Here is a 21729-nt window from a genome sequence, read left to right on the forward strand (position 1 = left end):
CGAACTTCTTTTTTCTATTGCTGCAAGCTCAGGAAGTGTGACCATGCGTATTTTACTTGCCGAAGATGACAGCGTGCTGGCCGATGGCTTGACCCGTTCGCTGCGCCAGTCCGGTTATGCCATCGATTACGTCAAAAACGGCCAGGAAGCCGACACCGCCCTGTCCACCCAGGAATTCGACTTGCTGATACTCGACCTGGGCTTGCCCAAGATGTCGGGCCTGGAAGTGCTGCGCCGCCTGCGCGCCCGCGCCTCGCTATTGCCCGTGCTGATACTCACGGCGGCCGACTCCATCGAGCAACGCGTCAATGGCCTCGATCTGGGCGCCGATGATTATATGGCCAAGCCCTTCGCCCTGTCGGAACTGGAGGCAAGAGTGCGCGCCCTGACGCGCCGCGGCGCCGGCGGCGGCGCCACCGTCATCAAGCACGGCCCGCTCAGCTACGACCAGGTAGGGCGCAGCGCCTACATCAATGAGCAGATGCTGGACTTGTCGGCGCGCGAACTGGGCTTGCTGGAGGTCTTGCTCAGCCGCACAGGGCGCTTGGTGTCCAAGGAGCAATTGGTCGATCATCTGTGCCAGTGGGGCGAAGAAGTGTCGAACAATGCCATCGAAGTCTATGTGCACCGGCTGCGCAAGAAGATCGAGGTGGGTGGCGTGCGCATCGCCACCGTGCGCGGCCTCGGCTACTGCCTGGAAAAATATTCGGAAGCGGCACGCCTGAGCGCTGAAGCGAGCCAGGCCACTGGCGCCGCCGGCAAGTGAAGCCGCGCGAGGCACCAAACGACGAGGCGGCGCAAGACGACTGGTTCGAGCCGCCAGCCAGCGAGCAGGACGATACCATCCAGCACTCGCTGTTTGGCGAAATTCTCGACTGGATGCTGGCGCCCTTGCTGCTGCTGTGGCCGATGAGCATCGCCATCACGTATCTGGTGGCCAAGGGCATCGCCAACCAGCCATTCGACCATGCGCTGGAAGACAGCGTCACCATGCTGACGCAGCAAGTCAAGCAGCCGGGCGGCCAATATGCGGCGCAGCAGCCCGAACGCACGGGGCGCACGGCGCGCGACTTTCTGCGCGGCGACGATATCGACTCCGTGTATTACCTAATCGTCGGCCAGGATGGCAGCTACGTTGCGGGCGACCGCGACTTGCCGCCGCCGCTGGACCCGGAACGCTACCGCAGCGGCGTGGTGCTGTTCCGCAACGACACCATCCATGGCACGCCCGTGCGCGTGGCGTTTTCCTACCTCGACATGCCGGCCTCCCTGAACGGCGAAGAGCCGCGCCGCGCGCTGGTGCAGGTGGCCGAAACGCTGGAAAAACGTGCCCAGCTGGCCAATGAAATCATCAAGGGCGTAATTTTGCCGCAGTTCATCATCCTGCCCATCGTGCTGGCCCTGGTCTGGTTTGCCCTGGCGCGCGGCCTGTCGCCGCTGGCGCAATTGCAGGAACGCATACGGGCGCGGCCGCCCGATGACCTCAGTCCTATCGAAACAGGCCAGGTACCCGAGGAAATCACGCCGCTGGTCGGTTCGCTCAATGACATGCTGGCGCGCCTGTCGCTATCGATCGACATGCAGAAACGCTTTATTGCCGACGCGGCCCATCAGATGAAAACGCCGCTGGCCGGCATGCGCATGCAGTCCGAACTGGCCTTGCGCCAGACCGACCACGATGAAATACACCGCTCGCTGATGCAGCTGGCCAAGAGTTCGGAATCGGCCACGCGGCTGGTCAACCAGTTGCTGGCCCTGGCGCGCGCAGAAAACCAGCCTCAGGCAGGTACGGCGTTCGAGCCTATCGAGCTCAGTGAACTGGCGCGCGGCGTGGTGCACGACTGGGTGCAAACTTCATTCGCCCAGCAGATCGACCTGGGCTTCGAACAACCCTCGTATCCCATCATGATTTCAGGCAATGCGATGATGTTGCGCGAACTGCTGGGCAACCTGATCGATAACGCCTTGCGCTATACGCCGTCGGGCGGCAGCGTCACGGTGCGCGTGCGCGGCACAGCCGAACTGGCCATCCTGGAAGTGGAAGACACGGGGCCCGGCATCCCGCAAGCGGAGCGCCCGCATGTGTTTGAACGCTTTTACCGCATTCTTGGCAGCAATGCCGACGGTAGCGGACTGGGCCTGGCCATCGTGCGCGAAATTGCCCAGCAACACGGTGCCGAAGTCGATATTTTCAATAACCCGCGCGCGCAATCGCCCAAGCTGCCCGGCACTTTATTTCGCCTGAGTATAGCCCTGCTATTGCCGGATGCGCCCGAACCGGATGACGACATCAACTATGGATAAACCGGCCGACCACGCTGCCCTGCAGGCGCGGCGCGCCGCGCACTGGCGCAAGACGCAGCGCCTGACGGCCATCCTGCTGCTGGTCTGGCTGCTGACGGGCTTTTTGACGGTGTTTTATGCACGCGAACTGTTGCACCTGAATGTCTTTGGCTGGCCCTTGCCGTTTTATATGGCGGCCCAGGGCGCCTCGCTGGTGTACCTGGCCATCATCGGCGTGTATGCCTGGTCCATGCGCCGCCTCGACCGTGAATTTCACCAGGCGCAACACGCTGCGGAGAAACAGCCATGAGCGCACCACGCAGCTTCTTTGCCCGTTTGTCGCGCTATTATCTGCTGTTTTCCGCTGGCTTCGCCCTCTTCCTGCTGGCCCTGACCGTGCTGGAGCAAGAGGGCATGCCGCGCTCGTGGATAGGCTATCTGTTCATGATCGCCACCATCACCCTGTACGCCACCATCGGCGTCATCAGCCGCACCTCGAACGTGACGGAATATTATGTGGCGGGACGCAGGGTGCCAGCCATGTTCAATGGCATGGCCACCGCTGCCGACTGGATTTCGGCGGCCAGTTTCATCAGCCTGGCGGGTGGCTTATACCTGAACGGTTTCGACGGCCTGGCCTTCATCATGGGCTGGACTGGCGGCTATTGCCTGGTGGCATTGCTGATTGCGCCCTACCTGCGCAAGTTCGGCCAGTACACGATTCCCGATTTCCTGGCGGCCCGCTACGTCAGCGGCGCCGAAGGACGCGGTGCGCCCGTGCGCGTGGTGGCCGTGGCCGCCACCATCATCGTTTCATTCACCTATGTGGTGGCGCAGATTTACGCCGTGGGCCTGATCGCCTCGCGTTTCACGGGCGTGGATTTTTCGGTCGGTATTTTCCTGGGACTGGCCAGCATCCTGGTCTGCTCTTTCCTCGGTGGCATGCGCGCCATCACCTGGACGCAGGTGGCGCAATACATCATCATCCTGGTGGCCTTTCTGATCCCCGCCATGTGGCTGTCGGTCAAGCATGGCGACAATCCCGTGCCGCAACTGGCGTATGGCAAGGTGCTGCCACAGCTGAGCGCGCGCGAACATGTGCTGGAGAACGATCCCAAGGAACAGGAAGTGCGCGATATTTTCCGGCAGCGGGCCAGCAACTACCAGGCTAGGCTGGAACGCTTGCCCGAATCGTGGGAACAGGGACGGCTGGCGGCCCAGCGCCAGCTCGATAATTTGCGCCTGAAAAATGCCCCACTACTCGACATCCGCAATGCCGAACGCTACCTGCTCGCCTACCCGAAGAATGCGGACGAGGCCCGCGTGCTGTGGCAGACGGCGCAAGCCATGAACCAGAAACGCTCCGAGCCCATCACGCCGCACGCCCAGCCCTTCCCTGCGCCGGACCGAGAACAGTCCGACATCAAGCGCAATAATTTTTTGGCCCTGGTGTTTTGCATGATGCTGGGCACGGCCGCCCTGCCACATATATTGATGCGCTCCTACACCACGCCCTCCGTGCATGCAACGCGGGTCTCCGTATTCTGGACGCTATTCTTTATTCTGCTGATTTATCTGACCATTCCCGCGCTGGCCGTACTCGTGAAATATGATATTTATTCGGCGCTGGTGGGCACGCAATACGCCAACCTGCCCACGTGGGTTTCATACTGGGCCAATGTCGATAAACTCAATCCATTGATCAGCATTGTCGACGTGAACCGCGACGGCATCGTGCAACTGGCAGAAATTGCCATCGACGCCGACGTGCTGGTGCTGGCCACGCCGGAAATCGCTGGCTTGCCGTATGTGATATCCGGGCTGGTGGCGGCCGGCGGCCTGGCAGCGGCTTTGTCGACGGCGGACGGCTTGCTGCTGGCCATTTCCAATGCGCTATCGCACGACATTTATTACAAGGTGGTCGACCCGACCGCCTCGACGCGCAAGCGCGTGACGATTTCCAAGTTGCTGCTGCTGGCCGTGGCCTTTATTGCCGCCTACGCCGCCTCGCAAAAACCGGCCGACATCCTGTCATTGGTGGGCGTGGCCTTTTCGCTGGCCGCCTCGACCCTGTTCCCGGTGCTGGTGCTGGGGGTATTCTGGAAACGCGCCAACCATTACGGCGCACTGGCCGGCATGCTGACGGGCTTTGGCGTCTGCCTGTATTACATGATGCACACCAGCAGCATGCTGGGCGGCAGTGCAGCGGAACAGTGGTTCCATATCGCACCGATTTCCGCTGGCATCTTCGGCGTGCCGGCCGGCCTGGCAGCTACCATCCTGATCAGCTGGCTGACGCCAAAGCCGGGCCGGCGCAGCACGGGGCTGGTGGAGCATATACGGGCGCCGGAATAAGGATGGAAAACACTGTTTGAAATAAAAACGATTTTCTTAAGAAAGCAATATTACCTGCCCAAGAACCGCATTGATTTCTGGGGCCGCGTGGAAAAATTCCTCGACGCAAATATTGGAAACGGCCGCGCGGCGACGAAAAAGGAGTAGGCTGGAGGGCCGTGCCACTTACAAGGAAACCTCATGCCGTCTGGAAAAATTCTTGTCGCCCAAGGGGGCGGTCCCACCGCCGTCATCAACCAGTCGCTGGTCGGCGTGGTGCTCGAATCGCGGCGCTTCCAGCACGTCACGCGCGTGTATGGCGCGCTGCACGGGGTGCGCGGCATCATCAACGAGGAATTCGTCGATCTGACGCAGGAAACCAGCCACAATCTGGAACTGGTGGCCGCCACGCCCTCGTCGGCCCTGGGCTCCACGCGCGACAAGCCCGATATCGCGTATTGCCAGCAAATCTTTGAAGTGCTGCGCGCGCATGAGATCGAACACTTCTTTTACATCGGCGGCAATGACTCGTCCGACACGGTGCGCATCGTCAGCGAAGAAGCGCACAAAGCCGGCTATCCGCTGCGCTGCATCCATATCCCGAAAACCATCGACAATGACCTGGTCGGCAGCGACCACACACCCGGTTTCCCGTCGGCCGCCCGTTTCGTGGCGCAGGCGTTTGCCGGCGCCAACCTGGACAACGCCGCCCTGCCTGGCGTCTACGTGGGCGTGGTGATGGGCCGCCACGCGGGCTTCCTGACGGCCGCCGCCGCATTGGGCAAGAAGTTTCCTGACGATGGGCCACATTTGATTTACCTGCCAGAACGCGTGTTTGTGCTCGATCAATTCCTGGCCGACGTCAAGGCCACCTATGAAAAATATGGCCGCTGTGTGATCGCCGTCTCCGAAGGCATCCATGACGCTTCCGGGGAAGCGATTGCCAGCCTGCTGGCGCAAAAGGCCGGCAATACAGTCGAACGCGATGCGCATGGCAATGTGCAATTGTCGGGTACCGGCGCGCTGGCCGACCTGCTGTGCGACGAGATCAAGGATAAGCTGGGCATCAAGCGCGTGCGCGGCGATACCTTTGGCTATCTGCAGCGCTCGTTTATCGGCTGCGTGTCGGACGTGGACCAGCGCGAAGCGCGCGAGGTGGGTGAAAAAGCCGTGCAGTTCGCCATGTGGGGCGACCGCGATGGCTCGGTGGCCATCAAGCGCACGGGCTTTTATTCGGTCGATTACGCCTTGCTGCCACTGACGGACGTGGCGGGCAAGACGCGCATCATGGAAGACGAATTCATCAGCGACAGCGGCACCGATGTGACGGACGCCTTCCGCATGTATCTGCGCCCGCTCTTGGGCTCAAGCATGCCGGACGCCTTCCGCCTGCGGGCAGCGAAAGTGGCCAAGGTGCTCAAGCCCTGAGTCATCAGCCCTGCGGCTGCCCGGCCGCAGCGGCGCTCTCTTGCAAGGCCGGCAGCAGCGGGGCAATGTTGCCGTCCGATGGCAAGGGCGCCAGGTCCAGCAAGCGCATCAGCAGTGGATAAACATCCACGTTATCAAACGCCGGCAACACCACGCCCAGCTTGAAGGCGGGGCCGGTGGCGATAAAGGTGGCGCGCATCTCGGGCGCCTGGTTGTCGTAACCGTGCGTGCCGCCTTTCAGGCGCGCAACGGCCTTGTCGTTGAAGAGCAGCGACCAGCCCGGCTCTCCCAGGCACAGATAAGCTGGCACGCGTGCATTGTGGCCAAATTCCAGCCGCGCAGGAATCTCGGCCTTGCGCCAGCACTGCATGTGCTCGTGCGGCTGCAGCAGGGCCGCCTCGACCACGGTTTCCTGTCCCGGTGCCGCATCCACGCTGGCGTAAGGGCCGCTGGAAGTGATGCGATAGCTGCTCTCTGGCGCCAGCTTGTCCATGCGTACCACCCTATCCTTGCTGACACCAGCCATGCCGTGATCGGAAACGATGACGATATTGGCAGCCAGATGGCGGCTGCTAAGGCCTTCCATCAAACGCCCCACGGCCTGGTCGACGTGCGCTACCGCTTGCGTGACCTGTTCGCTGTCCGGGCCAAAATCATGGCCGGCATGGTCGACATCGTCCAGGTACAAGGTCATGAAGCCCGGCTGCGACTCGGCTGGGCCATCTAGCCAGGACAGCAGCTTGTCTACCCTTTTTTCAGCCGGCAGCTTGCCATCAAAGGCCGGTGCCTCGGTGGGACGCACGCCGTGGATGGCTGCTTCGGAGCCGGGCCAGAACATGGTCTTGCTGCGGATGCCGTGCAGTTCTGCCGTCACCCATACCGGCTCGGCCTGGTCCCACCAGCGGCGGTCGAGCACGGCGGCGGTATTGCTCATGCTGAAACGCACACCGGGAATATCCACATCGTTCATGGTATTGCCGACGATGCCGTGATGGTCGGGACGCAAGCCCGTCACCAGCGTGTAGTGGTTAGGGAAAGTAATCGACGGAAACGATGGCAACATGGCCTCGGCGCGCACGCCGCCCGCGGCCACCTGGTTCAGATTCGGCGTGACGCCACGCTCAAGATAGTCAGGACGGAATCCATCCATCGACACCAGGATGACAGGCGTGCGGGCCGAAGCATAGCCAGCCGCAGCCAGCATGAATAAACAGGCTATTTTTTTAAACAACATAGGGAAAACCTTGATGATCGGAATACGCGCATTGTAAGCGCGGGGCATGACACGGGCATGAAAAAAGCGGACGGCGCCAGGGGCGCGGTCCGCTTTTTTTAAGTATTAAAACTTAAAGGACAATAGTTTGATGCTCGTCGCCGACGCGCGCACGGATGGTGCCGATACGCGATACGGTTTCGCCAGCCGCTTGCAATTGCGCGATGGCGGCGTCGGCGTTTTCTGCCGACACGATGACGGTCATGCCGATACCGCAGTTGAACACGCGGTGCATTTCAGCGTCCGCCACGCCACCGTGCTGTTGCAGCCAGGTGAACAGCGGCGGCATGGTCCACGATTTCGAGTCCAGCTCGGCAACCAGGCCAGGCTGCAGCACGCGTGGAATATTTTCCACCAGACCGCCGCCGGTGATGTGCACCATGCCCTTGACTTCCAGCGAGGCCATCAGCGCCAGCAATGGCTTGACGTAGATGCGCGTCGGCTGCATCAGCACGTCGGCCAGCGTGCGGCCGTGGAAGTCGCCTTCCAGGTCCGGTTTTGCCACTTCGATGATCTTGCGCACCAGCGAGTAACCGTTCGAGTGCACGCCCGACGAAGCCAGGCCCAGTACCACGTCGCCCGGAGCGATCTTGGTGCCGTCAATGATCTGCGATTTTTCCACGGCGCCGACGGCAAAGCCTGCCAAGTCGTATTCGCCAGCCGGGTACATGCTCGGCATTTCCGCCGTTTCGCCGCCGATCAGTGCGCAGCCCGCTTGTTCGCAACCCTGGGCGATGCCCTTGATCACGTCGGTGGCGATCGCCACGTCCAGCTTGCCGCAAGCGAAATAATCGAGGAAGAACAAAGGCTCGGCGCCTTGCACCAGGATATCGTTGACGCTCATGGCCACCAGGTCGATGCCGACCGTGTCGTGGCGATTCAACTCAAATGCCAGCTTCAGCTTGGTGCCGACGCCATCAGTGCCGGAAACCAGCACCGGCTCCTTGTACTTCTTGCTGATTTCAAACATGGCGCCAAAACCGCCCAGGCCGCCCAGCACGCCTTCGCGCAGGGTACGCTTGGCAAACGGCTTGATTGCTTCGACTAAAGCGTCGCCTGCGTCGATGTCGACGCCGGCGTCACGGTAGGAAAGGGAAACATTAGAAGTCTGGTTCATGGTGTGGTGGCTGCGGAGGCGGTAAAATAGAAGGCGGATAGAAGGCGGATGGCCGCTGACGCACGCACGCACCGATGTTTTCGACATCGAGGCGGCAGATCGCCAGCCGGTCAATTCGGTCGTTCAAGACGCTATTTTATCAAACTGCCCCCCACTTTCGTAATTAACTGCCTTTTTTTAACGCAAAAGCCCAAACTTCATGTCATTGCCCATCACCGCCGAACAGAAGCAAACAGCATTTTGGATCGCGGTCTGGCTGGCATTCCTGCTCTTGCTGGTCAGCCTGGGGCCGATATTGACGCCTTTCCTGGCCGCCGCCATCCTTGCCTATGTGCTCAATCCCGGCGTGGACCGTTTGCAACGCCTGCACTACAAACGCTTTTATCTGCCCCGTCCGCTGGCCGTGCTGGCCGTGGTGCTGCTGTTTTTCCTGGCCATTGCCGCCTTGATCCTGATCGTAGTGCCCGTGCTGCAAAAGGAAATCCCGCTGCTGCAGGCACAGATCCCCCAGTTTCTGACCAAGGCGAATGAGCTGATTGCGCCGAAACTGCGCGACCTGGGCATCCGCGTGCGCCTGGACGGCACCGGCATCAAGCGCATACTGAGCCAGCAAATGGCGGCCAGCGGCGATGAAATCTGGAGCACCGTGCTCGCTTCAGCGCGCACGGGCGGCACGGCGGTGCTGGGCTGGCTGGCCACCGGCGTGCTGATTCCCGTGGTGCTGTTTTACCTGCTGCTGGACTGGCACCCGATGCTGGCGCGCGTGGCCGGCGCCGTGCCGCGCCGCTGGGTGGGCCGCACGGTCAGCATGGCGCAGGAAGTCGACACCCTGCTGGCGCAATACCTGCGTGGCCAGTTGCTGGTGATGCTGGTGCTGGCTGCCTATTATTCGATTGCTTTGAGCATCGCCGGTTTCGAAGTCGCGTTGCCTGTCGGCATCATCACGGGCTTGCTGGTGTTTATTCCCTACCTGGGCTTCGGACTGGGACTGGTGCTGGCGCTGATCGCCGCCCTGCTGCAGTTTGCCGACTGGAGCGGCGTCGTCGCCGTGGCCGTGATCTATGGCTGCGGCCAGGTATTCGAAGGCTTTTTCCTCACGCCACGGCTGGTAGGCGAGCGCATTGGCTTGAATCCGCTGGCCGTGATCTTCGCCTTGCTGGCCTTTGGACAACTGTTCGGATTCGTCGGCGTACTGCTGGCTTTACCCGCTTCTGCCATCCTGATGGTCGTTTTTAGGCATCTAAGACGCCACTACCTGTCCAGCAGCTTCTATAATACATAATAAAAGCGGATATCATATCAACCTGGCAATGCCAATGATGCACAAGCAGTAATGAAAAACAGGACAAGGCGTACGCCATGAAACAACTGGTGCTCGATTTAGGCACAGATCCGGCGCACAGCCTCGATACCTTCGAGGTGGGACAGAATGCCGAAGTGGCACAGCTGATGCGTCAGTTCGCCGCGCGCACCTCGCGCGAGCATTTTGCCTATCTATGGGGCGAACTGGCTGCCGGCAAGAGCCATCTGCTCAAGGCCCTGGCCAGCACCGAGCGCGCGCGCTATATTTCGCCATTCTCGATCGAATCCGAATTCGTCTACTCGCCCGAGGTCGACCTGTACCTGCTCGATGATTGCGAAAAACTGTCGCCGCTGGCACAGATCGACGCCTTTGCGCTATTCAATGAAATCCGCGCCAACCAGGCTTTCATGGTGTGCAGCGGCGCCGTGCCGCCTGCCGTGCTGCCGGTGCGCGAAGACTTGCGCACGCGCATGGGCTGGGGCTTGATCTACCAGATCCACGGCTTGACGGACGAAGAAAAAATCGCCGCTCTGACCCAGGCGGCTGCTACCCGTGGCTTGACCTTGTCGCCGGGCGTGTTACCCTATCTGCTGTCCCATTTCCGGCGCGACATGCGTTCGCTGTCGACGATGCTGGACTCTCTCGACCTCTATTCCCTGGAAACCCAACGCCCTATCACCTTGCCATTGTTGCGCGAGTTGCTGCAGGCGGAAGCGAAAGAATGATGAATCTGGCCCTGTTTGACCTCGACCACACCCTGCTGCCCATCGACTCCGACAATGAGTGGGGCAATTTCCTGGTACGCACCGGCCTGATCGACGGCGCGCAATATGCCAGCCGCAACGCTGCCTTTTATGAACAATACAAGGCTGGCACGCTCGATGCGGTGGAATACCTGGAATTCGCACTGGGCACGCTGTCGAAATTTCCCCGCTCCCAGCTCGACCAGTTGCATCTGCAATTCATGGAAGAAGTGATCAAGCCGGCGATCTTGCCATCGGTGCTGACGCTGCTGCAACAGCACCGTGACGCCGGTGACCTGGTGGCCATCGTCACCGCCACCAATTACTTTATCGCCAAGCCGATCGCCGATGCGCTGGGGGTGGAACACCTGATCGCCGCCATGCCGGAGCTGGACGCCGAAGGCAACGTCACGGGCAAGCTGGACGGCACGCCGACCCTGGGCGCCGGCAAGCTGACCCACACTCACGCCTGGCTGGAAAAGCTGGGCAAGCAGCTGGGCCAGTTCGAGCGCAGTTATTTTTACAGCGATTCGCATAATGACATTCCGCTGATGTCGGTTGTTACCCACCCCGTCGCAACCAATCCCAACGCCGCTTTGAGCGCACATGCATCGATCCACGGCTGGCCATCACTCCACTTATTCAATGATTAAAAAATTCATCCGCAAGATCCTCGGCGTTAAAAAAGAGGCAGCGCGCGACACCACGGTAGCCACCGTACTCGGTCCCGCGCAACACGGAATCGATCCGAAACTGGTGACCTCGAACGCCATCCGCGTGACCAGCAGCCTGCAAGAAGCTGGCTACGAAGCGTTCGTGGTCGGCGGCGCCGTGCGCGATTTGCTGCTGGGCGTGAAGCCGAAAGACTTCGACATCGCCACCAACGCCACGCCGGAACAGGTGAAAAAGCTGTTCCGCCGCGCATTCATCATCGGCAAGCGTTTCCAGATCGTCCACGTGATGTTTGGCCAGGACTTGCTGGAAGTGACCACCTTCCGCGGCGCCGGTTCCGATTCCGCGCCCAAGGATGAGCATGGCCGCGTATTGCGCGACAATACCTTCGGCTTGCAGCATGAAGATGCGCTGCGCCGCGATTTCACCATCAACGCCATGTACTACAACCCGGCCACGCAGGAAGTGCTGGACTACCATGGCGGCGTGGAAGATATCCGCGCCCAGACCTTGCGCATGATAGGCAAGCCGGAAGAGCGCTACCGCGAAGACCCGGTGCGCATGCTGCGCGTGGTGCGTTTCGCCGCCAAGCTGAAATTCACGATTGAACCGGCCACCGCCGCGCCGATCCCCGTGATGGCTACCCTGATCAATAATGTGCCGGCGCCGCGCGTCTTCGATGAAATGCTCAAGCTCCTCATGAGCGGCCATGCGCTGGCCTGTTTGCAGCAGCTGCGCAAGGAAGGCTTGCATCACGGCCTGCTGCCATTGCTCGACGTGGTGCTGGAACAGCCGCTGGGCGCGAAATTCGTCACCCTGGCGCTGGACGCCACCGACGCGCGCATCGCCGCCGGCAAGACCGTGTCGCCGGGCTTCTTGTTTGCCTCGCTGCTGTGGCACCAGGTACTGGAAAAATGGACGGCCTACCGCGCCGCCGGCGAATCGACGATCCCCGCGCTGCACCTGGCGGCCGACGACGTGCTCGACTCGCAAACGGAAAAGCTGGCCTTGCAGCGCAAGATCGGTTCCGACATGCGCGATATCTGGTCGATGCAGCCCCGTTTCGAACGCCGGGTTGGCAAGGCGCCGTACAAATTGCTGGAACACTTGCGCTTCCGCGCCGGCTACGACTTCCTGCTGCTGCGCTGCGCTTCCGGCGAGATCGACATGGAACTGGGCGAATGGTGGACAGCCTTTTACGAAGGCGATGAAGAGACGCGCGAAGCGTTGCTGGCCAGCGCCAATGCCGCCCCCGGCGCAGCCAAGAAAAAACGCCCGCCACGCCGCAGCAGCCGTAGTAAAACCAGCACCGGTGGCTCCACCACCGGCAGCACCAGCGGCGAATAATGTTAGTGCAAGCCTACATCGGCATCGGCGCCAACCTGGGCGATGCGCGCGCTAATGTGCAGGACGCCATCGCGCGCCTGGCGCGCCTGCCTGGCGCCACCTTGCTGGCGGCGTCGAGCAGCTACCGCACGGCGCCGATCGATTCCAGCGGCGACGACTATATCAACGCCGTCGCCCATATCACTACCAGCCTGCCGGCAGTAGCCTTGCTGCAGGCGCTGCACGCCATCGAAGCGGCGCACGGGCGCGAGCGGCCCTACCGCAACGCTCCGCGCACGCTGGACCTGGACTTGCTGCTGTATGGCGATGAACAGATCGGCAGCGCCACCTTGACGGTACCCCATCCGCGATTGACCGAGCGCGCCTTCGTGCTGGTGCCGCTGCTGGAACTGGCGCCCGCCATCGCCGTGCCTGGCCTCGGCCCCGCACTCGCCTTTTTGCCCAGGGTGGCGGACCAGGCCATCAGGAAGCTCTGAGCATTATCACCATCCATGCAATAAAATGCCGCCGCTGCACGCTGGTGAATAAAGGTCTACACTAGCGGCGTTGCACACGCGTCACCCCCCTTTTACTCTAGAGAATACCTATGTCCGCTTATTTGCAAGGAACAGATTTGGCCGCGAAAGACAAGACTGCCGCCCCGGCGCCTGCGCCAGCCAAGCCTGTCGCCAACAAGGCAGTGACCATCCACACGCTGGCCACGCTGCGCGCCGCCGGTGAAAAAATTTCCATGCTGACGTGCTATGACGCCAGCTTCGCTTCACTGATGGACCGCTGCGGCGTAGAGATCCTGCTGATCGGCGATTCGCTGGGCATGGTCTGCAACGGCCACAACTCCACGCTGCCCGTCACCGTGGCCGAACTGGCTTACCACACGGCGTCGGTAGCGCGTGGCGCAAAATCGGCCATGATCATGGCCGACCTGCCATTCGGCGCGTATGGCACGCCTGAAAAGGCGTACGCCAATGCCGTCCTGCTGATGCAGGCTGGCGCGCACATGATCAAGATCGAAGGCGGCGCCTGGCTGGCCGACACCGTGAAATTCCTCTCCGAACGCGGCATCCCCATCTGTGCCCACATTGGCCTGACACCGCAATCGGTGCATCAACTGGGCGGCTACAAGGTGCAGGGCAAGAGCACGGAAAGCGCCACGCAGCTGAAAAACGATGCACTGGCCCTGCAAAATGCGGGCGCCGCCATCGTGCTGATGGAAGCGATGCCTAGCCAGCTGGGCAAGGAAGTCACCGAAATGCTGAGCATTCCCACCATCGGCATCGGCGCCGGTCCCGACTGCTCGGGCCAGGTACTGGTCATGCACGACATGCTGGGCGTGTTCCCAGGCCGCAAGGCGCGCTTCGTGCGCAACTTCATGGAAGGCGCGGCCAGCATCGACGACGCCGTCACCGGCTATGTCAAAGCCGTCAAGGATGGCAGCTTCCCGGCGCTGGAACACTGCTTCTGATCGTATTGATCGTATTCCAGGTGTGGCCGCCAGGCGGCCACATTTCCAGCAACTCAGTGGCAGCAGGTATTTGACGCCCACACCGGCTGGTTGTTACTGTAGATCACCAGATTCCCGTCATTTTGCAAAAAGGTCACGGCGCCCGCATGGCTGCTGCTATCGCTTTGCCACAGCACATTGCCTTTCACATCGTATTGAACCAGCCGGCCATCGTCTTGCAGCACGACTTCGGCTGCGCTGCTGCCAGCCGTACCGCTGGTCCATAATTGCGTGTCGCCATCGGCGAGTGTCAAGTTGCCATCCTGGCCCAGGCTGAACGTGAAACGTCCATCGCATGAAGTCAGCGTTTCGCCGCGCAACAAGCCTTCGCCCGCCTGCAACTGGCCACAAACCAGCGGTTTCGTCACTGCTGGCAACAAGCGTAGTTTATTCAGCGGTACGGCGTCGGCAATCGCCTGCAAGCCCTCTTCATTCGGATGCAGGCTGTCGCCGGCATTGAAGGCCGGCAAATAGCGCGTGCGGTCGGCTGGATCGCTGGTCGCCAGTGCCTGGTCGACGATGCCGTCGCAGCCGCTATCCGGACTTTTCATGAATGCTTCGAGCTGGGCGCGGACGTTTTCGGCGGCCGGCGTCCATTGCGGCGTGCCGTGGAATGGCGTCAGGGTCGAGCACAGGAACTTGACATTGGCCTGGTGTGCCTGGGCGATCAATTCCTTGTAGACGGCGATAAACTCGGCTGCCGGTGGCGGATTGCCATTGTTCAGGCTATTGACCGCGTCATCCGAGACGATCACCCATTTCACGCCCGCTTGCTGCAAGGCATCGCGATTGAAGCGGGTGCGGCCAGCCTGGCCCGCGCCATCATAGAAAAAATTATTGCCGCTGATGCCCTGGTTCAGCACGCCGACCGTCATATTGGCTTGTTGCAAGCGGCGCGCCAGGTCATTCGGCCAGCGGCGGTTCACATTGCCGCGCGAGGCGATGCCATCGGTGATCGACGCACCGAACGCCACCACGGCGCCGGTTGCCGCCGGGTTTTGCACGTCCAGGCCAGTCAGGAAGTAATACGCCTGGCCGCTGACCGAATTGGCGCTGCCGCCCGGCAAATCGACGCTGCCGCCCACGTCACCGGGTGCGATATACACGTCTTGCAGCGAACCGGCGTGGCCGGTTGAATTATTCGCCGTGCGGCCGGGCAGATAGATGCTGACCGCCACATTGCCCAGCGCCGGCACATCCAGGGCCACCGCATCGCTGAGCACTTCCGCGCCGCGCGGGATGGTGATCGCCGTCTGGCCGCCGAAGGTTGCCAAACGGTCGCTGCCGGGGATGATGCGGGCGTCCCTGTCGCGCAGTGCGATATGCACGTTACCGATTTGCAATGGCTCGCTACCGAACAGGTTAGACAGCCGCACCCTCGCCGCCGAACCGCCGATACTTGTATAGACGATCTGACGGATAGTCTGGTTGTTGAAGCCGGCGTCGCCGGTAGTCCACGGCGTGACCGCCCACGTACCCGTCCAGGGCACATCCGCAGCGCTGGACTGGGCCAGCGCGGGTATGCTACCCGCCAACAATAACGCCAATGCCATATTTTTTAGCTGACTCACTCTGACTTTCATGCGATTTCTCCCAATTAAAGATTGCATTAAATAGAATAGTTGCACATGGAAAAGGTATCTGTAAAGCAAAATATTGAAAATACAAAGAAACTGCGGAACATGCGTGAAGCAGCGCACATCGGGCAAGCCATCAACGGCGTAGCGTGATGCTCCTGGCAATTCATTCAGACAGGGAGCACGACATGAGCACACTGGAACCCGCCACCACGCTGGCAGCAAAGGTCAGTAAACCTTATCCGAACGACAGCGACGAATACCGTAGCGCGCGGGTGGCCTTGCTGGCGGAAGAGATTGAATTGCGGCGCCATATCGAGCGCGTCGCACAGCAGCGGCGCGCCTTGCCGCTGGGCGGCGAGCCGCCCGACTATGCCTTCAAGGATGAAAATGGCAAGACCGTACACCTGGCCGACCTGTTCGGCGCTCATGACACCTTGCTGACTTACTTCTGGATGTATGGCCCGCAGCGGCAGCGGCCGTGTCCCATGTGCACCGCTTTCCTGGGGGCACTCGATACGCCGGTGGCCGACCTGCGGCAGCGTATCGCCGTGGCCGTCATCGGCCGCTCGCCGGTCGAGCGGCAACTGGCCTTCGCCCGCGAGCGCGGGTGGAAAAACCTGCCGTTTTATGCGACGGCCGATGACAGCTATGCGCGCGATTACCGGGGGCTGGCGCCGGACGGCAGCGAATGGCCGGCGCTCGATATCTGGGTCAAGCGCAAGGGCAAGGTCTACCACTTCTGGGGCGCGGAACTGGGTGGCACCCAAGGATCCGGGCCAAGATCCGCGCGGCGCCCCCGATCCGACGCCCTTGTGGAATTTGCTGGACTTGACGCCGGCAGGCCGTGGAAAAGACTGGTATCCGCAGCTGGCCTATTAGCCTGCCAGCACACGGCAGTATTGACGGGGAGAACAGCCCATCTCCCGCTTGAAGGCGAAGCTGAATGCACTTTCGGAGCGGTAGCCCAGCTCCAGTGCGATGGTGGAGACCGCATCTTGCGACTGCAACAACCGGTCGCTTGCCAGCAGCATCCGCCATTGCACCAGGTAAGCCATGGCGGGCATGCCCACCTTTTTCTTGAAGTGTAGCGAGAAAGCCGAGCGCGACATGCAAGCAAGTTGGGCAAGTTCCTGCACCGTCCAGCCGTGGCCGGGGCGCTCATGCATGGCCGTGATGACTGCCCTCAACTGCCGATCGGACAGAGCAAACAGCCAGCCGACTCTTTCCGTGTCTTGCTGCGCCACATGCAGGCGCAGCATTTCGATCAGCATCATTTGCGCAAGGTGCTCACCAAGCAGCGTATCGCCTGGTTGCGGGTCTTGCAATACGGCCATCATGCGTTCCAAATACCATTGCATGACAGCACGATCCGCAGGGCTGCGCAGATGCACAAGCGCGGGCAGCAATCCCAGCAGTATGTTCGCGTGCTCCGCAGCAAAGGTGAAGAAGGCTGTCAGCCCCAGACATGCCCCGCCGCCTTGCCAGGAAATAATGTCCCCATGCATGGGCCCGGTAACGACCGAGCGCACGTCCACCGGGGGCAGCGCCAAGTCGCTGGCAAGACGGAACGCCGGTCCGTGGGGCAGGGCCACAAAATCGCCCGCTTGCAGCCGTACCGCTTCATCTTCCCCATCGATAGCAAGCCAGCACTGGCCGGTGACGAGCGCAAAACACAGGAAGCAGTTGCTGGGGGCGAACTGGAACGACCACGCGCCGCCCGCGTCGATGCCGCCGGACATATAGCTGCGCGGCTTGAGCAGGGAAAGCACTTCCGAGAGCGGATCGGCTTCATTTCTGGACGATCTCGACATAATTGAATACTTCATCGCATAGATTATATCTGACGGCCCTTTTATCATGCTGCAATGACAGGCTATCTCAAGGAAAATGCATGAACACCAGAACAGTCACCGTGGTGGGCGCTTCAGGAACGCTGGGCTCGGAAATCGTGCGTGCCCTGCTCAAAAAAGGCGCCCATGTCAGGGCCATGGTGAGGGCCACCAGCGACCGCAGCAAACTCATCGCGCTGGGCGTGACGGACTTTGTAGTGGCCGACCTGATGGACCCCGCCGCGCTGCAAAGGGCGCTGGCAAGCGAACCCAGGGCTGCGGCGGTGATTGCCAGCGCGGCAGGCTTCAGCGCCCACTCGGCCCGCACGCAAGGCGATAACTCGCGTACGGATACCGAGGGATACCGCCATCTGGTGGACGCGGCCAAACAGGCTGGCATTCCCCGCTTCGTGCTGGTTTCTATCCTGGCATGCGACCAGGCGCCCGATGTGCCCCACTTTGCACAAAAGTTGCTAGCTGAGAAATACCTGGCCGAGAAACACCAGCCCTATATTGCCCTGCGCGCCGGCGCGTTCCTCGACCGGGCCCAGGACGTGGTCGCCGGCAAGGTACGGAAAGGTATCTTTCCAGACATCGTACCTGGCGTGCCCATGAGCATGATCTACTCCCCGGACCTGGCCCGCTATGCGGCCCATGCCGCCCTCGACTTGCCAGCCTCGGAGCTGAACCAGAGCGTGGATATCTGCTGCGATGTGCCTGCCACGGGCACCCTCGTGGCGGCGGCATTCACGCGGGTGCTGGGCCGGCCGGTCGTTGCCAGGCCCGTTTTCCCCTCCTTCGTTGTCGCGCTCTTGCCGCTGGTGGCCAGGTTTTTCTCGCCGCGCCTGCGGGACCAGGCCAGGGTACTGGCGTGGATACGCAAGGGAGGCTATGTCAGCCACGACAGTCAACGGCAAAAAGATCTGTTCGGCACACTGCCGACCATAGCAGACTCGGTACGCCGTTACTGCCGCGACAAAGGGCTGTGTTAGCCAACCTGTATCCAGGTCGTCTTCAGCTCCGTGTATTTGTCCAGCGCATGCAGGGATTTATCGCGGCCGTTGCCTGACTGTTTATAGCCGCCGAACGGCACCGTGATATCGTCGCCGTCATACTGGTTGACGTGGACAGTGCCGGCGCGCAGGGCGCGGGCCGTCTGGATGGCCTTGCTGATATCGGAAGTCCACACGGCTGCCTGCAAGCCATAGGGCGTGGCGTTGGCCTGTTTCACCGCGTCGGCGATATCGGTAAAACCCAGCACCGACAGGACGGGGCCGAAGATCTCTTCGCGCGCAATCGTCATCGTGCCATCGACGCCATCGAAGATGGTCGGCTGCACGTAGTGGCCGCCGGTTTCCGTGCGCGCCTGTGCGCCGCCGCCCAGCAGTTGCGCGCCTTCGCGCTGGCCGGCCGCGATATAGCCCATCACGGTGCTCATTTGCGTAGCGTCGACAATCGCGCCCATCACGGTGGACTCGTCCAGCGGATCACCGGGCTGGAAACGGGGCAGCATGGCCACGGCTTTTTGCAAAAACTCTGCCTTGATCGACTCTTCCACGAACAGGCGCGACGGCGCGTTGCAGCTTTCACCCTGGTTGAAAAAGATGGAACCGACGGCGGCCGCCACGGCTTGATCGAGGTCAGGGCAATCGGCGCAGACGATATTGGCCGACTTGCCGCCCAGTTCAGTCCAGGCCCGTTTCAGATTCGACTGGCCCGCCATTTGCACGATCAATTTGCCCGTGCGCGTGGAACCCGTAAAGGCGATGCAGTCGATATCCATATGCAGGGCCAGCGCGGCGCCCGCCTCGTGGCCGTAACCGGGCAGCACGTTGAAGACGCCGGCTGGCAAGCCTGCTTCCAGGCCCAATTCGGCCAGGCGCAAGGCCGTCAATGGCGATTTTTCAGACGGTTTCAGGATTACGCTATTACCGGCCGCCAGCGCCGGGGCGATCTTCCAGGCGGCCATGATCATCGGATAATTCCATGGCACGATGGCGGCGACCACGCCGACCGCTTCGCGCGTGATCAGAGCCAGGCTGTTGGTGGGTGTGGGGGCGATTTCATCGTAGATTTTGTCGATCGCTTCGCCATACCAGCGCAGGCAGTTGGCCGTGGCGCCCACGTCCACGCTCTGGCTGTATTTGATCGGCTTGCCCATGTCCAGCGTTTCAAGCAGCGCCAGCTCGGGGCCGTGCTTTTGCACCAGGTCGGAAAACTTGAGCAGCACCCGCTTGCGCTGCGCGGGCGACTTGCCGGCCCAGCGCCGGTCGTCAAACGCGGCACGCGCCGCCAGCACGGCAGCATCCACGTCAAGGCTATCGCAGCGCGCCACCTGCCCCAGCAAGCGGCCATCGATGGGCGACAGATTGTCGAATACCTGCCCCGACAAGGCCGCCACGCGCTGGCCGTTGATGAAGGCACGGCCATCGATTTTCAGTTCGTTTGCCCGTGCGTGCCAATCTGTTGCTGCTGTCTCTGCCATGGCTGTCTCCTGTATGGTGGAGACAACAGTCTACTCTTCCTGCTAGTCTTCTTGTGTATAAGCGGCGGACATCTGCTTGCGGCGGCGACGGTCGGCGCGCGCCAGCATCACGCTGAAAATGATTACGGCGATCGTCACCACCAGAATCGTCAGGGCGGCCACGGCGTTGACGCGCGGGTCCAGGCCCAGGCGCGCACGCGAAAAGATCACCAGCGGCATCGTCGTCGAGCCGGGGCCAGACAAGAAGGCCGACAGCACCACGTCGTCCAGCGAGAGCGTAAACGTCAGCAGCCAGGCCGATGCCAGCGCCTGCGTGATATTGGGCAGGGTCACCAGGAAAAATACCTGATGCGCGCGGCAGCCCAGGTCCATCGCCGCTTCGGCCAGCGATTTGCTCATTTCCTGCAAGCGCGATTGCACCACCACCGCCGCATACGCCATGCCCAACAGGGTATGCCCCAGCCAGATCGTCAGCACGCCACGCTCGGGAAAACCAAACACCTTTTGCATGGACACCAGCATCAGCAGCAAAGACAGGCCGATGATCACTTCCGGCATCACCAGCGGCGCGCTGACCATCGACGAAAACAGGGTGCGGCCACGGAAGCGCTGGTAGCTGTTCAAGGCAAACGCAGCGAAGGTACCCAGGATCACGGAAGACGTGGCCGAGAAAAAGGCAATCTTCAGCGACAGGCCAAAACCGGAAATGATTTCGCTATCGTTCATCAATTCGCTATACCAGCGCAGCGAAAAGCCGCTCCACACCATGTCCTGGCGCGAGCTGTTGAACGAGAAAACGATCAGCACGATGATGGGCAGGTACAGGAACAGATAGCCGAGCGACAACCAGCCGCGGCCAAACCAGCGCTGCAAAAAGGTAGCTCCACTCACATTTGCGCTCATGCCCGCTCCTCCCCATCCTGGTCCGTCTTGTACTTGTTAAAAATCGCCATCGGCACCAGGATCAGCAAGATCACCAGCACCGTCACCGACGACGCCATGGCCCAGTCATTATTGGTGAAGTATTCATCCCACAGCACGCGGCCTATCATCAGCGTTTCCGGGCCGCCCAGCAGCTCGGGAATCACATATTCACCCACCGATGGAATGAAGACCAGCATGGCGCCAGCGATGATGCCCGACTTCGACAGCGGCACGGTGATGCGCCAGAACGCCTGCAGTGGCGTGGCGCCCAGGTCGGCCGCCGCCTCCAGGTAGCGCATGTCCATCTTCACCAGGTTGGCGTACAGCGGCAAGATCATGAACGGCAGATAGGCGTAGACCATGCCGACCACCAGCGAGAACGAGGTGTTCATCATGTGCAGCGGTGCGCTGATCACACCCAGCGACAGCAGCAAGTCATTCAGCAAACCCTGGTTAGCCAGGATGCCCTTCCACGCATACACGCGCAGCAAAAAGGAAGTCCAGAACGGCAGCATCACCAGCATCATCAGCACCGGGCGAATGGACGGCTTGGCGCGCGCCATGAAGTAGGCAAACGGGTAGCCGATCACCAGGCAAATAGCGGTGGTCATCGCCGCATACTTGATGGAACTGAGGTAGGTGAGCAGATACAGTTCATCGGCGGCTATGAACAGATAATTGGCGATCTTGACCTTCAGCACGACGATGCCATCGACATACGACAGCAAGCCGCCGAACGGGCTGCCCGCCGTATCCATATCGGATAGGCTGATACGCAGCACGATCAGGAAGGGGATCAAAAAGGCGACCGTCAGGAACAGCGCCGGCACGGCGATCACGGCGTTCTTCCCCGTGATCCAGCGCAGGGTGACGAGATTGCGCAGCATTTTCAGCATGGACGTCATGATGG

19 protein-coding genes and 1 pseudogene are annotated in these 21729 nt (G+C 61.3%); 13 read left to right on the forward strand and 7 right to left on the reverse strand.

From position 1 onward, the window contains the following. Positions 1-43 precede the first annotated feature (43 nt). The 5 genes from HDE75_RS09845 (at position 44) to HDE75_RS09865 (ending at position 6045) form a co-directional block, all read left to right on the forward strand. Positions 44-766, forward strand: coding sequence for a response regulator (locus HDE75_RS09845; protein WP_183674348.1), 723 nt, complete (start codon positions 44-46; stop codon positions 764-766). Continuing rightward, positions 763-2304 (forward strand): sensor histidine kinase N-terminal domain-containing protein, encoded by a 1542-nt coding sequence (locus tag HDE75_RS09850; RefSeq protein ID WP_311735090.1) that lies wholly within the window; start codon positions 763-765, stop codon positions 2302-2304. Before HDE75_RS09845 ends, HDE75_RS09850 begins: the two co-directional genes overlap by 4 nt. After that, positions 2297-2593 carry a DUF4212 domain-containing protein gene (locus HDE75_RS09855; RefSeq protein ID WP_183674345.1) on the forward strand — a complete coding sequence of 99 codons (297 nt, stop codon included), beginning with the start codon at positions 2297-2299 and terminating at the stop codon, positions 2591-2593. The genes HDE75_RS09850 and HDE75_RS09855 overlap by 8 nt, the downstream gene beginning before the upstream one ends. Continuing rightward, a complete protein-coding gene (locus HDE75_RS09860; RefSeq protein ID WP_183674342.1) occupies positions 2590-4638 on the forward strand; it encodes a sodium:solute symporter family protein in 2049 nt (682 codons plus the stop codon). The genes HDE75_RS09855 and HDE75_RS09860 overlap by 4 nt, the downstream gene beginning before the upstream one ends. A 180-nt stretch (positions 4639-4818) precedes the next feature. Next, on the forward strand, positions 4819-6045 hold the full coding sequence (locus HDE75_RS09865; RefSeq protein ID WP_183674340.1) for a 6-phosphofructokinase: 1227 nt from the start codon (positions 4819-4821) through the stop codon (positions 6043-6045). Positions 6046-6049: 4 nt separating this feature from the next. On the opposite strand, the gene HDE75_RS09870 is transcribed toward HDE75_RS09865, so the two are convergent. Both HDE75_RS09870 and purM read right to left on the reverse strand, forming a co-directional pair. Continuing rightward, a complete protein-coding gene (locus tag HDE75_RS09870; RefSeq protein ID WP_183674338.1) occupies positions 6050-7279 on the reverse strand; it encodes an alkaline phosphatase family protein in 1230 nt (409 codons plus the stop codon). Positions 7280-7391: 112 nt separating this feature from the next. Next, positions 7392-8435, reverse strand: coding sequence for a phosphoribosylformylglycinamidine cyclo-ligase (gene purM / locus HDE75_RS09875; RefSeq protein WP_183674335.1), 1044 nt, complete (start codon positions 8433-8435; stop codon positions 7392-7394). Positions 8436-8634: 199 nt separating this feature from the next. On the opposite strand from purM, the gene HDE75_RS09880 reads away from it, so the two are divergent. The 6 genes from HDE75_RS09880 (at position 8635) to panB (ending at position 13962) form a co-directional block, all read left to right on the forward strand. Further along, positions 8635-9717, forward strand: a complete 1083-nt coding sequence (locus tag HDE75_RS09880; protein WP_183674332.1) for an AI-2E family transporter — start codon at positions 8635-8637, stop codon at positions 9715-9717. A 77-nt stretch (positions 9718-9794) separates the two neighbouring features. Next, on the forward strand, positions 9795-10463 hold the full coding sequence (gene hda / locus HDE75_RS09885; protein WP_183674329.1) for a DnaA regulatory inactivator Hda: 669 nt from the start codon (positions 9795-9797) through the stop codon (positions 10461-10463). Then, the gene (locus HDE75_RS09890) at positions 10463-11134 is read left to right on the forward strand and encodes a histidinol-phosphatase (protein WP_183676552.1); all 672 of its coding nucleotides are present in this window, start codon (positions 10463-10465) and stop codon (positions 11132-11134) included. The genes hda and HDE75_RS09890 overlap by 1 nt, the downstream gene beginning before the upstream one ends. Continuing rightward, positions 11127-12500 (forward strand): polynucleotide adenylyltransferase PcnB, encoded by a 1374-nt coding sequence (gene pcnB / locus HDE75_RS09895; protein WP_183674328.1) that lies wholly within the window; start codon positions 11127-11129, stop codon positions 12498-12500. The genes HDE75_RS09890 and pcnB overlap by 8 nt, the downstream gene beginning before the upstream one ends. After that, positions 12500-12976, forward strand: a complete 477-nt coding sequence (gene folK, locus HDE75_RS09900) for a 2-amino-4-hydroxy-6-hydroxymethyldihydropteridine diphosphokinase (RefSeq protein ID WP_183674325.1) — start codon at positions 12500-12502, stop codon at positions 12974-12976. The genes pcnB and folK overlap by 1 nt, the downstream gene beginning before the upstream one ends. Before the next feature lie 110 nt (positions 12977-13086). Continuing rightward, positions 13087-13962, forward strand: a complete 876-nt coding sequence (gene panB / locus HDE75_RS09905) for a 3-methyl-2-oxobutanoate hydroxymethyltransferase (protein WP_260173859.1) — start codon at positions 13087-13089, stop codon at positions 13960-13962. A 53-nt stretch (positions 13963-14015) separates the two neighbouring features. Here the strand turns inward: panB and HDE75_RS09910 are convergent, their stop codons facing one another. Further along, the gene (locus HDE75_RS09910) at positions 14016-15554 is read right to left on the reverse strand and encodes a GDSL-type esterase/lipase family protein (protein WP_183674318.1); all 1539 of its coding nucleotides are present in this window, start codon (positions 15552-15554) and stop codon (positions 14016-14018) included. Between the two features lie 212 nt (positions 15555-15766). On the opposite strand from HDE75_RS09910, the pseudogene HDE75_RS09915 reads away from it, so the two are divergent. Beyond that, positions 15767-16460, forward strand: a pseudogene (locus tag HDE75_RS09915) (DUF899 family protein). On the opposite strand, the gene HDE75_RS09920 reads toward HDE75_RS09915, so the two are convergent. Continuing rightward, the gene (locus HDE75_RS09920) at positions 16457-17407 is read right to left on the reverse strand and encodes an AraC family transcriptional regulator (RefSeq protein WP_183674315.1); all 951 of its coding nucleotides are present in this window, start codon (positions 17405-17407) and stop codon (positions 16457-16459) included. The pseudogene HDE75_RS09915 and the gene HDE75_RS09920 overlap by 4 nt on opposite strands. A gap of 65 nt (positions 17408-17472) precedes the next feature. On the opposite strand from HDE75_RS09920, the gene HDE75_RS09925 reads away from it, so the two are divergent. Beyond that, a complete protein-coding gene (locus HDE75_RS09925; RefSeq protein ID WP_183674313.1) occupies positions 17473-18402 on the forward strand; it encodes an SDR family oxidoreductase in 930 nt (309 codons plus the stop codon). On the opposite strand, the gene HDE75_RS09930 is transcribed toward HDE75_RS09925, so the two are convergent. The 3 genes from HDE75_RS09930 to HDE75_RS09940 are packed head-to-tail and all read right to left on the reverse strand — an operon-like array spanning position 18399 to position 21724. Next, positions 18399-19895, reverse strand: a complete 1497-nt coding sequence (locus HDE75_RS09930; protein ID WP_183674310.1) for an aldehyde dehydrogenase — start codon at positions 19893-19895, stop codon at positions 18399-18401. The two genes, HDE75_RS09925 and HDE75_RS09930, sit on opposite strands and share 4 nt — an antisense overlap. A 42-nt stretch (positions 19896-19937) precedes the next feature. Continuing rightward, a complete protein-coding gene (locus tag HDE75_RS09935) occupies positions 19938-20798 on the reverse strand; it encodes an ABC transporter permease (RefSeq protein ID WP_221291781.1) in 861 nt (286 codons plus the stop codon). Beyond that, a complete protein-coding gene (locus HDE75_RS09940; RefSeq protein WP_183674307.1) occupies positions 20795-21724 on the reverse strand; it encodes an ABC transporter permease subunit in 930 nt (309 codons plus the stop codon). The genes HDE75_RS09935 and HDE75_RS09940 overlap by 4 nt, the downstream gene beginning before the upstream one ends. Positions 21725-21729 lie beyond the last annotated feature (5 nt).

Origin of the sequence: Janthinobacterium silvisoli (assembly GCF_014200725.1) — a bacterium.
Lineage (GTDB): Bacteria > Pseudomonadota > Gammaproteobacteria > Burkholderiales > Burkholderiaceae_D > Janthinobacterium.

What these genes read in the sequence shown, in the direction of transcription:
- HDE75_RS09845 (WP_183674348.1), top strand. Translation starts at nt 44, where the DNA reads ATGCGTATTTTACTTGCCGAAGATGACAGCGTGCTGGCCGATGGCTTG.
- HDE75_RS09935 (WP_221291781.1), bottom strand. Translation starts at nt 20,798, where the DNA reads ATGAGCGCAAATGTGAGTGGAGCTACCTTTTTGCAGCGCTGGTTTGGC.
- HDE75_RS09870 (WP_183674338.1), bottom strand. Translation starts at nt 7,279, where the DNA reads ATGTTGTTTAAAAAAATAGCCTGTTTATTCATGCTGGCTGCGGCTGGC.
- HDE75_RS09855 (WP_183674345.1), top strand. Translation starts at nt 2,297, where the DNA reads ATGGATAAACCGGCCGACCACGCTGCCCTGCAGGCGCGGCGCGCCGCG.
- pcnB (WP_183674328.1), top strand. Translation starts at nt 11,127, where the DNA reads ATGATTAAAAAATTCATCCGCAAGATCCTCGGCGTTAAAAAAGAGGCA.
- HDE75_RS09910 (WP_183674318.1), bottom strand. Translation starts at nt 15,554, where the DNA reads ATGGCATTGGCGTTATTGTTGGCGGGTAGCATACCCGCGCTGGCCCAG.
- HDE75_RS09860 (WP_183674342.1), top strand. Translation starts at nt 2,590, where the DNA reads ATGAGCGCACCACGCAGCTTCTTTGCCCGTTTGTCGCGCTATTATCTG.
- HDE75_RS09930 (WP_183674310.1), bottom strand. Translation starts at nt 19,895, where the DNA reads ATGGCAGAGACAGCAGCAACAGATTGGCACGCACGGGCAAACGAACTG.
- HDE75_RS09925 (WP_183674313.1), top strand. Translation starts at nt 17,473, where the DNA reads ATGAACACCAGAACAGTCACCGTGGTGGGCGCTTCAGGAACGCTGGGC.
- hda (WP_183674329.1), top strand. Translation starts at nt 9,795, where the DNA reads ATGAAACAACTGGTGCTCGATTTAGGCACAGATCCGGCGCACAGCCTC.
- purM (WP_183674335.1), bottom strand. Translation starts at nt 8,435, where the DNA reads ATGAACCAGACTTCTAATGTTTCCCTTTCCTACCGTGACGCCGGCGTC.
- panB (WP_260173859.1), top strand. Translation starts at nt 13,087, where the DNA reads ATGTCCGCTTATTTGCAAGGAACAGATTTGGCCGCGAAAGACAAGACT.
- HDE75_RS09920 (WP_183674315.1), bottom strand. Translation starts at nt 17,407, where the DNA reads ATGAAGTATTCAATTATGTCGAGATCGTCCAGAAATGAAGCCGATCCG.
- HDE75_RS09890 (WP_183676552.1), top strand. Translation starts at nt 10,463, where the DNA reads ATGAATCTGGCCCTGTTTGACCTCGACCACACCCTGCTGCCCATCGAC.
- HDE75_RS09880 (WP_183674332.1), top strand. Translation starts at nt 8,635, where the DNA reads ATGTCATTGCCCATCACCGCCGAACAGAAGCAAACAGCATTTTGGATC.
- folK (WP_183674325.1), top strand. Translation starts at nt 12,500, where the DNA reads ATGTTAGTGCAAGCCTACATCGGCATCGGCGCCAACCTGGGCGATGCG.
- HDE75_RS09940 (WP_183674307.1), bottom strand. Translation starts at nt 21,724, where the DNA reads ATGACGTCCATGCTGAAAATGCTGCGCAATCTCGTCACCCTGCGCTGG.
- HDE75_RS09865 (WP_183674340.1), top strand. Translation starts at nt 4,819, where the DNA reads ATGCCGTCTGGAAAAATTCTTGTCGCCCAAGGGGGCGGTCCCACCGCC.